At 42.4% G+C, this 12,047-nt stretch carries 10 protein-coding genes; 3 read left to right on the top strand and 7 right to left on the bottom strand.

What is annotated here, in order from left to right:
* Positions 1–155: 155 nt before the first annotated feature.
* From D1B31_RS21130 to D1B31_RS21120, 3 genes are read right to left on the bottom strand one after another with little or no spacing between them, the layout of a single operon-like run.
* Positions 156–1,418 (bottom strand): PTS ascorbate transporter subunit IIC, encoded by a 1,263-nt coding sequence (locus D1B31_RS21130; RefSeq protein ID WP_118924188.1) that lies wholly within the window; start codon positions 1,416–1,418, stop codon positions 156–158.
* Position 1,419: 1 nt separating this feature from the next.
* Complete coding sequence (locus D1B31_RS21125; RefSeq protein WP_158587644.1) at positions 1,420–1,713, bottom strand: PTS sugar transporter subunit IIB; 294 nt, start codon at positions 1,711–1,713, stop codon at positions 1,420–1,422.
* The gene (locus D1B31_RS21120; RefSeq protein WP_158587643.1) at positions 1,710–3,794 is read right to left on the bottom strand and encodes a BglG family transcription antiterminator; all 2,085 of its coding nucleotides are present in this window, start codon (positions 3,792–3,794) and stop codon (positions 1,710–1,712) included. The genes D1B31_RS21125 and D1B31_RS21120 overlap by 4 nt, the downstream gene beginning before the upstream one ends.
* A gap of 210 nt (positions 3,795–4,004) precedes the next feature.
* On the opposite strand from D1B31_RS21120, the gene D1B31_RS21115 reads away from it, so the two are divergent.
* From D1B31_RS21115 to D1B31_RS21105, 3 genes are all read left to right on the top strand, one after another.
* On the top strand, positions 4,005–5,666 hold the full coding sequence (locus D1B31_RS21115; RefSeq protein ID WP_118924182.1) for an ABC transporter permease: 1,662 nt from the start codon (positions 4,005–4,007) through the stop codon (positions 5,664–5,666).
* 24 nt (positions 5,667–5,690) lie between these two features.
* Entirely contained in the window at positions 5,691–6,758 is a 1,068-nt protein-coding gene (locus D1B31_RS21110) for an ABC transporter ATP-binding protein (protein ID WP_118924180.1), read from the top strand.
* Positions 6,759–6,852: 94 nt separating this feature from the next.
* On the top strand, positions 6,853–7,797 hold the full coding sequence (locus D1B31_RS21105) for an ABC transporter substrate-binding protein (RefSeq protein ID WP_240035375.1): 945 nt from the start codon (positions 6,853–6,855) through the stop codon (positions 7,795–7,797).
* A 450-nt stretch (positions 7,798–8,247) separates the two neighbouring features.
* On the opposite strand, the gene D1B31_RS21100 is transcribed toward D1B31_RS21105, so the two are convergent.
* From D1B31_RS21100 to D1B31_RS21085, 4 genes are all read right to left on the bottom strand, one after another.
* The gene (locus tag D1B31_RS21100) at positions 8,248–9,075 is read right to left on the bottom strand and encodes a BtpA/SgcQ family protein (protein ID WP_118924176.1); all 828 of its coding nucleotides are present in this window, start codon (positions 9,073–9,075) and stop codon (positions 8,248–8,250) included.
* A 4-nt stretch (positions 9,076–9,079) separates the two neighbouring features.
* The gene (locus tag D1B31_RS21095; protein ID WP_118924174.1) at positions 9,080–10,060 is read right to left on the bottom strand and encodes an IF-2B domain-containing protein; all 981 of its coding nucleotides are present in this window, start codon (positions 10,058–10,060) and stop codon (positions 9,080–9,082) included.
* Between the two features lie 9 nt (positions 10,061–10,069).
* Positions 10,070–10,987 (bottom strand): carbohydrate kinase family protein, encoded by a 918-nt coding sequence (locus D1B31_RS21090; RefSeq protein ID WP_158587642.1) that lies wholly within the window; start codon positions 10,985–10,987, stop codon positions 10,070–10,072.
* A gap of 66 nt (positions 10,988–11,053) precedes the next feature.
* Positions 11,054–12,031, bottom strand: coding sequence for an ABC transporter substrate-binding protein (locus D1B31_RS21085; protein WP_118924170.1), 978 nt, complete (start codon positions 12,029–12,031; stop codon positions 11,054–11,056).
* Positions 12,032–12,047 lie beyond the last annotated feature (16 nt).

Here is a 12,047-nt window from a genome sequence, read left to right as displayed (position 1 = left end):
TATCGTATGCATGAATGATTTTGATTTTATCTTGGAGGGAAAGTGCCCTTTTTGACATAATAAAAACTCCCCTTAAAGTAAACAGATTTTTATTTTTTAATCTGTCTACCTTAAGGGGAGCATATCAGAAAAACCACAGGCTCTTCTTATTTTTATCAAAACAGCAATTGAACGATTTCATGAATAAAGATTCCGATGAGTGAAAAATCACTATCAGCAAACGTCGCCCGAACCGACCCCAAATCAGATAAAGCGGGGGTCAGGAAAAGCGGAAGAAGGGTAATGAAAAATCCATGGCAGAGGCTAGAAACAATTAACCCCATCCTCCCACCTACCTTATAAGCAATGACACCGGCCGCCCCACCTGAAAAAATATGTGGAATGATACCTGGTATGATAACCGTATACTGAATACCGACCAACAGGACCATCGCAAGTATGCCACCCAAGAAACTGAGAAGAAAGCCCAAAACAGAAGCTAATGGAGCAAAGGCAAACAATACAGGACAATCCATTGCCGGAATAGATCCAGGAACTACCCGCTGTGCAATCCCATTAAATGCCGGGATAATCTCAGCCAGCATCATCCTGACACCATGCAGAATAATATAGACGCCGCCCGCAAACCAAATCGCTTGAATTGCCGAGACAACAATAAAATGCCTCCCTTGAAATAGTTCTGTCAACTGCTGAGGAGAGGCAAACATGCTGGCCGACAAAAATAATATAAAGGTAAAAATAGCGGTGACCACGATTTGATCTTGAAAATAAGGCTGCACCCGATTTAACTTATCAGGAATAGTTGGATTCTTTTTGGTTTTAAAAATGGATGCGATCAATCCAGCCAATACATAGCCAGCGCTGTTAAAATGACCGATGGCAAATTCATCATTCCCTGTGACATGGCGAACATAAGGCTGGACAACAGCTGGTCCAATCGACATACACATGGCTAACACAAGGCCTCCTATTATGTAAATATGCCAGGGTAAGAGCGAATAGGATGCCAGAACTACAGCCAGTAAGGAGGCCATAAAAAGGATGTGATGCCCCGTTAAGAAAATATATTTGCATTTCGTGAACCGGGCAATGGCCAGGTGTCCAATCATCCCGATTAGCATAATAAAGGCGATATCTCTTCCATAATAGCTCTGTGCCAGAGCGGTAACAGTTTCGTTATGGGGAATAATCCCGATTATTTGGAACCCGTTTAAAATAATCACCGATAGATTTGATAACGATGAACCGGCGGCTGTTGCCCCAATTTGTAAGAGAGTATAGCCCAACATTGCTTTTACGGTACCTGATAGCACCTTTTGGGGTTTATGCCTTTGAAGCACTAAACCTAAAAGAGCGATCATTCCCAGCAAAATAGCCGGTTCACCAAGTAGCCCTTTATTGATTAGTTGAAAGTTCATGTCATCCTTCCTTCAGATGCTGAAACAAAGAGCTATCAAGGATTCTGTCTTTTATTTGCTTTCGGTCCGTAATTTTATCTAATGAAACAGTTTCGATACCCCCATAATTCGGAAGTGATTCGATAATTTGCCGTGCCCCGATGATTAAGTCCGCGGTGTAATAATTCATCGATGAAGCATCTGTTTGGATGACATTTGCCTTGATTCCAACTTCTTTACATATTGCTTCCACATAAATACGGATCATTAAGCTAGTACCTAATCCGCTTGAACACACCACAAGGACTGTTTTCATAGCTGCTGCTCCTTCAATCTTATAAAGTTCCATACTTCTTCGGCATTCTTCGTTTTTCTAAGCATATTCATAAACGAATCATCATTAAAAACATCAAGTAAGGTGGATAAAGCCTGAACATGCTGTGTTTTATCTATGGCCGCAAGTGTAATAATCAGCCAAATCGGTTCTTGTCCAGGTCCAAATGGAATTGGTTCGCGAAAGGTTAGCAAGCTGAAGCCAGTTTTCCAAACACCGTCAACAACGGATGCATGCGGGAAGGCAACCCCGTCCTGAATAATGAAATGGTGCTTTTGTGACTGGATCATTTGCACCATTTTATCCTCATACTGCGGCCCCGTTAGTCCCCGCTCACGCAGCAGACGGTTACCATAACGGATGGCTGACTCCCAATTTGTTTCCGGCAGCTGCAAGGAAATTGATTGTAATGGCAAAAGGTTAGTGAGTGGCTGTTCATATGTAATACCGGGCCGGCCTTGCAAAAAGCTGAGTATATCCTGAAGCAATTGATTTCGATTTCCGATGGATGCATGCTGCTCCGTTATCTTTACTATGTGATTGGCCGTTTGGATGAGTTCAGCTTCAACATGCCTTCTGGCTGATGTCACCCCTAAGAGGTTGCTAACATGTGCTTGATCTGCCAGTGGAAGTAATGGAGAAACCTTTATCCACGGTACAGGCAGTTTAAAACCAATCTCAATCATGGATAATACAGCATCTATATCAAACTTTGTCATTTCTTTTAATTCCTGATACGAGTAGATTCCTGCAATTTCACAATCAGGGAACAACGTCTCCATACGCTTTCGCAAAATTGATGAGGTTCCTACTCCGGAACTGCAGACAATCGCGACTCTCTTTCTACGTGATATTCTCTGGCTCATCATCCCGCTCCCAACATGCAGGACAATGTAGCCAATTTCATCCGGCCCAAACTCAAGCCGATGCGGCTTCATCACTTGATTGACAATGAGCTGCATCATGTCCAGGAACGAACCAAATTCAGACTTTAATTCTTTTAAAAGTGGATTCTTAGTTTGCAGTCCAAATTTCACCCGGTGAATTGCTGATTCCAGATGAATGGCAAGATTTTGGATGATTCTGTCCGATCCAACTAACAAGTGCCCAAGCTCCTCTTCCACATCATTCACGATTTCCTTTGCGAGTCGCCAATAAAAGGAACCATTAGTTGAAATCAATTGTTTCTTTTGAGTTCCAAGTAAATGTTGTGTCATATAGGCGATTTCTTCCTTTGGAATGTGAACACCGAAATACTCTTCGATTTGGCCAACGATTACAACCTCTAAGGCTCGGAATTCGGAGCTGGCCTGCAATTCTTTTAATAGAAAGTCTTCCATTCTCAAAAAATGATTATTCTTCAACCGTTCCATAGCCATAAGCAAGTGCAATACAAATGCTGAAAAGCCAGAGTCGGTAAACTCTATTGATAATTCCTTTTCCAATTGTCTCACAACACCAAGCAGAAAATGGGCATCTTCTGTTTGAAACCAGGAATTCCATAACTGGTTGGCAAGTGGTGCCTCTTCTCTTTCTAGAATGAACTGGAGAACTTTCTCGTCTGTAACCTCCGTCTTCAGCAAATCTAGGTAGGCTTTCCTTATTAAGCGTTCATCCCCCTTAATATGAATCCAGCCGTTTTGGCGGACACATTCAAGCCCTTTCTCCTCTAACCATATTCTTACATCCATTAAGTCTAGAAGTAATGTATTTCTACTTATTTGAAACTCCTGCAACAAATCGTTTGTACGAACCTTCGTCTTCGCTAGCACCATTTTTAGAATCAGATGCACGCGGGTCCTTGAATCCAAATAATCGGGCCTGCGCCGCAAGGATTTTTCAATTCTCTCTTTTTGGATGGGGTCCAGGAGAATTCGATATCCTAGTTTACGATCCCGCTCCAATTCTGCATCATACTGTTTCAACCATTCCTCAATGATTAATAAATCATTTCTCACTGTACGTGGAGATAACTCATATTTATCTACGAGTAGATCAATCTGGAGAAAGTCTTCTTCCTGGATCAACTGTGAAAGTATGTTTTGTTGTCGGCTTGTTATCATGATCCTTTTCTTCCAGTCCTTTCTAACGTCTTGCCTTCCCATAGAGGACAAAAGCTGCTTGTTCCAAGTCTCTGCCATATAAAACGGCAGAGACTTGGACTGTCTACATGTAATCGTTTCCAATATGATAATAGCATAAAGGCTCTTTTGGGGGTACCGCCCTTAAAGACATATTATTATGAGAATTGGAACTTTGAAAGGAGATTTGGAATGAAACACTCGAAAATAACCCGGGATCCAATGCTTTTACTCTGCATTGTACTCGTCATGCTTTCGTTAATTACGTTTATTGTCTATCCGCTATTTCAAATTTTTAAAGCCAGCTTTTTTACGAACAGCGGTGAATTCAGCATGGAGGGATATCTGCGGATTATCTCAGGTGGAGTGCTGTTTGAATCATTACGGAACTCAATCGTATTAGCGCTGATTGTATCAACACTATCAACGATCATCGCTTACTTATTTGCGTATACTTTTGCCTATGTCGATGTTCCGCTGAAAAGGTTGTTTAACGGTATTGCCATCTTACCGGTCATTTCACCTCCTTTTGTCATTGCCTTATCAGCGATGTTACTATTCGGCCGGCAAGGGTTTATTTCAAAACAACTGCTTGGTTTAGAAAATGCCAATATTTACGGGCTTAATGGACTTATTCTTGTTCAAACGCTAACATTTTTCCCCGTTGCCTTCCTAGTTCTCGCCGGTCTTCTCCGGTCTATCAGCCCCTCCTTGGAAGAGGCAAGCTACGATATGGGCGCCGGTAAATTCAAAACATTTATCAATGTAACACTTCCATTGACAATTCCCGGGATTGCAAACGCATTTTTGCTTGTTTTCGTGCAATCCCTGGCCGATTTCGGGAACCCGATGACAATAGGCGGGAACTACACCACCGTCGCCCGCGAAATTTATTTACAAGTAATCGGCAGCTATGATATGCAAGCTGGCGCCGCGTTGGCAATGCTTTTGCTAACCATCACACTAATTGTCTATGCACTGCAAAAGTTTTGGGTGGGCAAGAAAAACTATGTTACCGTAACAGGTAAACCAACACAAGGACGGAAAATGATTAATCATGGGCTTTTGAAACATAGCTTGTTCGCTTTTTGTTTCATCATGTCTATTGTCGTCATTGCGTTCTACATGCTCGTGCCAATTGGATCCTTTATTAAATTATGGGGAATAAATAACAGCTTCTCCCTCGATCATTACCGATATGTATTTTCAATTGGCCAAAAGGCGATGAGCGATACATTAACCTTATCGTTAATTGCCACTCCGATCGCCGGACTGCTGGGAATGATTATCGCTTACTTAATCGTCCGTAAAAGGTTTGCCGGAAAAAAGATCATGGAAATGGTCAGCATGCTATCGATAGCCGTACCTGGAACCGTCATCGGGATTTCCTATATTCTGTCGTTTAACAAAGCACCTCTTGCACTGACAGGAACAGCTGTCATTATTATTGCTGCATTTGTCATTCGGGCAATCCCGGTTGGAATTCGATCCGGCATCACTGCCTTGCAGCAAATCGATCCATCTATTGAAGAAGCGGCAACAAATTTAGGGGCAACCCAGCAAAAAACTTTCACGAGCATCGTCCTGCCTTTAATCAAGCCAGCTTTTTTCAGTGGCTTAGTTTACAGTTTTGTCAAAAGCATGACGGCCATGAGTGCAATCATCTTTCTCATCTCGGCAAAATACAACTTAATTACCTCATCCATCTTAGCTCAAGTGGAAGTGGGGAGAATCGGTGTTGCCAGTGCCTATTGTACAATCCTAATTATCGTGATGATTGTTGCGCTCGTTTTACTGAATTTGTTCGTGAGGCTTTTTGGCGGCGAAACGGCAAAGGAATCATCCCTATTATAATATCGTGATATCGGAGGAACTATTATGAAAGCAAAATCAGTATCTTTGCACAATGTTTCAAAATCATTTGGCCATCATGATGGCCGACCGGTGTATGCGGTGTCTGATGTCACCGTAAAAATAGAAGCAGGACAATTCGTCACATTGCTCGGCCCGTCCGGATGTGGGAAAACGACCACATTGAGAATGATTGCCGGCTTCGAGGAAATATCTATGGGGGAAATCTATTTCGGAGATGAACTGGTCAATAACACCCCGCCTAATAAAAGGGATTGTACGATGGTGTTTCAATCGTATGCATTATTCCCGCATTTAAATGTGTTCGATAATATTTCGTATGGCCTGAAAATAAAGAAGCTCTCCAAATCAGAGATTCATAAAAAAGTAGAGGAAGTCTTAACTATTATGAACCTGGTTGAATATAAGGATCGAATTCCATCCCAGTTATCCGGCGGGCAGCAGCAGCGGGTCGCGTTGGCAAGAGCACTGGTGATGGAGCCGAGCGTCCTGTTGTTTGATGAACCATTATCCAATCTGGACGCAAAGCTGCGCGTAACAATGCGCGACGAAATACGCCGGATTCAAAAGAAAATCGGGATCACCGCTATTTATGTCACCCACGATCAAAGTGAGGCCATGAGTATGAGCGATCAGGTAATTGTCATGAATAAAGGACACATTGAACAAATAGGCACCCCCCAGGAAATCTATCAGAAGCCTGCAACCAAATTTGTAGCTGACTTTATCGGAACAGCGAACTTTATTGAAGGAACGGTTATCAATATCTCAGAAGACCGACTGGAAATTGAAACTACTAATGGTATAATAAGAGCAAAAAACGAAGGCAAACATGCAATAAATTCTCCAGTATTGATTCTGGTTCGCCCAGAAACGATTAAGCTTACTAAAGGAACAGAAGCCAAGGCACTTGTGACAAAAAGTGTGTTCATGGGGCAAACTCAGGAATACGAAGTGGAGTGGAATGGACAAACGCTTCAGATTTCAGAGAACAATCCTGCCCAGGAACATATCGCTCAGGTTGGAGAATACGTGTCGCTGCAATTCTCAGAACAAGCTCTGCACGTTATTTAATCGTTTGTAAAAGTGAAGGATGAGGCTAATGAGGACGACTGTATACAGACTTACCCTACTTACAGCAGTGTTTATGCTTATGGCCTCATGCTCCATGAATAGAAAAAGAGAGCTTACCATCTATGTAGGTTTATATGAGGATCACGCGATAAAAGTGATTGAATCCTTTCAAAAGGAAACTGGAATAAAAGTATCATATGTAAGTTTATCGAACGGGGAAATTTTTAACCGGATAAGGGCAGAAAGAGAGAAACCCGGCTCAAGCGTGTGGTTTGGCGGTCCGTCAGAAACCTTTATTCACGCCAGAAAGGAAGGGTTATTGCGATCCTATTTCTCGAAAAATGCTGAATTTATCGATACCCAATATAAAGACAGGCAAGGATATTGGACCGGCATTTATGTCGGTTCAATTGCTTTTGTCTCGAATAAGGCATGGCTTCAGGAAAATGGCCTAGCCTATCCCCACTCTTGGGAAGATTTGCTGAAGCCGCAATACAAAGGGATGATTACCATGCCGGACCCGAGAACATCGGGGACCGGCTACACCATCCTGGGTACCCTCGTTCAACTGTTAGGAGAAGATGAGGCATTCCTTTATCTTGAGAAATTACATGAACAAGTGAATTCCTACCCCACATCCGGCAGCGTTCCGGGCAGATATGTCGGGTCTGGCCAAGCAGGAGCAGCGATCATGTTTTCTCACGACGCCGTCAAGTTCTATAAGGAAGGGTTTCATGATATTTTTGTCAGCTTTCCCGAGGAAGGAACAGGCTATGAAATAGGTGCCGTCGCCATCATTAAAGGCGCCCCCCAATTAGAGGAAGCAAAGCTCTTTGTGGATTGGGTGCTTAAAAGGGAAATCCAGGAACTAGGCAAGAAGGTCGGGAACTTCCAGATTCCAACAAACCGGGAGGCCCTCCCCCCTGACGAAGCCTATCATTTGGAGGATTTAAACGTAATTCAATTTGACCATCAATGGGCCGGAGAAAATCGAGAACGACTGTTGAAAAGATGGGTGAAAGAAGTCTTAAAGAAATAATCCATGAACGGCCCTATTAACTCTTACGAACAAAACCCTTAATTGTAAACCAATCCTTGGAATTGGAGAGTTGATCCTATAGGTTGACATCCCGCCCTCCGCAACAGAAACCCGCCAAGACTCAGCCGCCTTGCGGGTTTCCTATTACCTATCAACTTTACTCGTCCGGAGAACTCACCCGCTATCTCTTCTCCAGTAGAACTATCCTCCCCTTCTGGCAAAAATAAAACCTTAGCCAACAACTCATACTAGCCTAATCTGTGAAACCAGAAAAACCGGGGTAGTGCCAGTGCACCTGGTCTTAGAAAAAAATATAGGAAAATCAGGGAACAGGGTTATTGTCAAATTTTCACTTTAAACTATAAAACCACGAAAACGGGTGGCATATGCCAACCCGCTTTTCGTTTATACTAATTAAGGACCAAATGATATTAATAATATTTCTGTCCACTATTTTAGTGAAGCCTTAGTACCCTCCCCATGCTTCACTCTTTTAGCATTCCTGACCTCGTCCATGAAAATTTTGGCGCGGTGAGGGTCAATTGGGTTTTTCATGTTACCGTTTTTGATCCAGGTTGCCACGCAGACACCATCGTAATATTGGAGGAGTTCGAAAACGTTATCCCCGGTTGCTCCACCCCCAAGGAAGATGGGAACGTCTTTGACTTTTGTTCTTGCCCTTTTGGCAAGTTCCATGCTTTCTTCTGGAGTTTTGCCTGCAATGAATAATCCGTCGGCAAATGCTTCGTTGACAGATTCCCAAGCAGCATCCTCAATCGGCTTTTTCCCAAGCGGAACACCATGAACTTCATAGACATCCGCATAAACCGGGACATTGCTTTTTATCCTTTTTCTTAGCGCTGCGATTTCGACACATTGTGCTTCCAATAGTCCTGCGCTCGTTACTTCCACCCCGGTAAACAAGTGTTCCACCCTTACAAAATCAGCACCAATTGCATCAGCAACCGATAGACCAGCTACTCCGTCCCAATTCATTAATACGCCTAATACCATTTCCGGAAATTCCTTTTTGATTTCATAGCCGATTCTCGTCATATAAGCAATCGCTTCAGGCGATGAAAATTGTTTAATTGGCATGTCGTTCATATTTTGCAAAACGACACCATCAAATCCGTTTTTCAAAACCATTTCCGTTTCTTTCAGCGATTGGACGACAATCTCATCTATTGTTTTATTAGTATGCCGGTAACTCCCCGGCAGCGGGTCGGGTTGAATCATAGATAGTGCCAAACAAGTTGGGTTAAACAAATCTGCCATAAACTTAGACGTCCCCTTTCAACTCTTTGGAATATCCAACACTGACGTTAAATAATTGCCTAGCGGGTATAATTCCCTTTTCCGTAATCACGGCCGTTATGTACTTTGGGTCAACCCCCAGTAACTCGGGGCATATAAAATCGACATTTCCTCTTTCTTCCTCTTTCCAGTTAGACGCCAATCTTTCACTCAAATCATTCTCAACAAGCACCTTTTTGTAGCCATAAACTGGACGAATATCAACTTTGATTAAAGGAGTGAGAACATATAATGGAATCTTAAACTCACTACATACTAGTCCAACAAGATCCGACCCGGTTGTATTAAAAACCGTCCCATCCGGGAAAAAGGTTTCAGCCCCGATGAAAGCCCCATCGCATTCTTTTAGAAAATACATTATTGCAGCATCAGGAATAAATTTAACTTTGTGCCCAACTTCAAGGCATGTTTTCACAAATGCATGCCCTCCATCAATTGACCTGCTTTCAGGAATCACGACGGTCAAGTCTCTGTCTTCCCTTTTCATTTTTTTCAAAAATTGGTCAACTGTACTGGAATAATCAAATACCATGATTTTTTCCATCGATTCAGCCGCTTTCACACTATAGTTGACCACAAGATCTAGCGATTCCTTCGCAAGAGCTGCATAGCTGTCTTTCTTAGAAATAATCTGCTTTATACCATCTTCAAGATCCATTTTTTTAACAAGTGCAATATCTTTTACCATCATGTTGATTGCATTGCTGATTGCTTGGCTAGCTTCCCCTCTTGTTTCGATAAAGAATTTCGAAACTGTTAAAATATCATCTACTACCTTGTCAATGGGGGCACCATTCTCTTTCCCTTCTTTTGCAATCGCTTCAATCATTTGGCCAATCATAAAAATATGCTTACTTGCTCCTAAAACCCTTTGATAAACAATATCATCAAATAAATTCTTCACCGTTTCCGGCAAAAGTTGCCGTACAACGCCATTTTCTCGCATCTTTTTCTCCTATTCTTGTTTTCTTTGAATTAAAAACTCCTCTACTTGTTGCTCGGTCGGCAATCCTGTTCTGGCGCCGACATACTGAATAGCAATTGCCGAAGAAGCCGAAGCATAATTTACTGCTTCTTCAAGAGACTTCCCTTTTAATTGTGCGGATAAGAATGCCGCGTTAAAGCAATCGCCTGCACCTGTTGTATCTTTGATTTCGCGAACTTTATAGGCGGCAAACCGGACGGTCTTCTCTTCCGTAAAGACTATCCCACCTTCCGCTCCGCATGTTAGTACAACTTGCTCGATGCCTAGCCCTAATAATCTTGTGGCTGCGGCTTCAACATCCTCATCAGGGAATAAATTTGCCATCCCTCCTTCATTCACGAACAGTGTATTGACATGCTTAAGGATAGTCTTCCAATTATCGAAGCCGCCATTTTCCGCATGCGCTTCATAGTCAATCGATATCTTAGTGCCACTTGTTATGAGATTGTGCACAACATGCTCTGACAAGGTATAATCCATTGATGTCATATGGACATATTTTGCTTGTTTTAAATAAGCGAAGTCTATGTCTTCAACTGCCGGGCTAATTAGTGGGGTTACTACCGCGGTAAGGGTCTTCTCTCCACTCTTATCGATAAAGACAATACAGTAAAATGTTTTTCCTCCTTTTTTTACTGCAATATTAGAAACATCGATTCCGCGGGATTTATAGTCACTTAATGAGATTTCCCCATTCTCGTCATCGCCCACAACAGATACAATCCCGCAATCAATGCCATGATTGGCTACCGCAGAGCAGAAATTCCCAATTATTCCTCCAGGGAATCTACCAATTTCCTCGCCCCTACTCTTCTCACCCCGGCTAGGAATCCGATCAACTTTAACTAAAATGTCCACTCCCGATTCACCAATTCCGATAATATCCAAAATCTAATTCCTCCCTTCCTGCTTTAGAAAAAGACAGACCTCCTTTCCTTACCCTCTTTTGCTCCACTATTTCCCATTAGGAAAAAGAACTTTTTCGACTTTGGGGTCATCCATATTTTCTTTTGTGGCAACAATAACTTCCGGGTTAACCTCTTTTTCAACTTTTTCTCCATTCATTGCTTTCACAGCAAACTCAATGCCAAGTCTCCCCATTTCATACGGTTGCTGCACAACAAGAGCATCAATGACACCTTCTTCAAGGAGGCGAATTTCATCTGGATCCGCATCATAAGCGACAATCTTAATATCATCTTGTTTACCGCGATTAACTACAGCCTGTGCTGCACCTAAAGCACCTCTGTTAAAGGTAGCAAAAATACCTTTTAAATCAGGGTTCGCTGTAATGATATTTTCTGTATTTTCTAAGGCAGCTGCCTGATCAAGCGAGTGTTGTTGTGGAAGCAATTTTACACTCTTGAATTTCTTGGCATACTTTTCTGCCCCAATTCCCCTGTTATCATTAGAAGGGATACCGGCTAGAGCATTGATAATCGCTACTTTTCCTTCTTCTCCAATGGAATCGAGCAGCATTTTCATCGCTTGCTCACCCCCGGCAACATTATCTGTGGCAATAAAGCTTGTGTAATTATCGGTATTCACAATCGAGTCAATAATAATAACAGGAATTCCCGCATCCATAGCCTTATTGACTGGTTCCGCGAGCGCATCGCTATCAAGAGGGGTCAATAATATGGCATCAACCTTACTATTAATGAGATTTTCCATGATGGAAACTTGCTCCTGAATATCGCTATTGGTTGCAGGGCCAGTGAAAATCAATTCTCCACCAATCTTATCGACAGCTTCCTTCGCTCCATTTTTCACTGTAATCCAATAGTCACTATTGGTGGACATAACCACTAGCCCGAATGTTTTCTTGTCTTTTGACTTTTTTCCTGTGCCGCCAGTAGTTTCTTTTTCTGCACAAGCACCTAGCCCCATCATCAGAACAACTACAAAAAACAAATTTATAAACTTTCTCATCAATTGCTCCTCCTCA

The sequence above is a fragment of the Neobacillus notoginsengisoli genome, from assembly GCF_003515685.1.
Taxonomy (GTDB): domain Bacteria; phylum Bacillota; class Bacilli; order Bacillales; family Cytobacillaceae; genus Bacillus_D; species Bacillus_D notoginsengisoli.
Note: the sequence above shows the minus strand (reverse complement) of the source record. Positions and strands in the feature narration are given on the sequence as shown.

Bases quoted from the DNA above. Each gene is read 5' to 3' on its own strand.
- D1B31_RS21130 (WP_118924188.1), bottom strand. From the start codon at position 1,418: ATGAACTTTCAACTAATCAATAAAGGGCTACTTGGTGAACCGGCTATT.
- D1B31_RS21125 (WP_158587644.1), bottom strand. From the start codon at position 1,713: ATGAAAACAGTCCTTGTGGTGTGTTCAAGCGGATTAGGTACTAGCTTA.
- D1B31_RS21120 (WP_158587643.1), bottom strand. From the start codon at position 3,794: ATGATAACAAGCCGACAACAAAACATACTTTCACAGTTGATCCAGGAA.
- D1B31_RS21115 (WP_118924182.1), top strand. From the start codon at position 4,005: ATGAAACACTCGAAAATAACCCGGGATCCAATGCTTTTACTCTGCATT.
- D1B31_RS21110 (WP_118924180.1), top strand. From the start codon at position 5,691: ATGAAAGCAAAATCAGTATCTTTGCACAATGTTTCAAAATCATTTGGC.
- D1B31_RS21105 (WP_240035375.1), top strand. From the start codon at position 6,853: ATGAATAGAAAAAGAGAGCTTACCATCTATGTAGGTTTATATGAGGAT.
- D1B31_RS21100 (WP_118924176.1), bottom strand. From the start codon at position 9,075: ATGGCAGATTTGTTTAACCCAACTTGTTTGGCACTATCTATGATTCAA.
- D1B31_RS21095 (WP_118924174.1), bottom strand. From the start codon at position 10,060: ATGCGAGAAAATGGCGTTGTACGGCAACTTTTGCCGGAAACGGTGAAG.
- D1B31_RS21085 (WP_118924170.1), bottom strand. From the start codon at position 12,031: ATGAGAAAGTTTATAAATTTGTTTTTTGTAGTTGTTCTGATGATGGGG.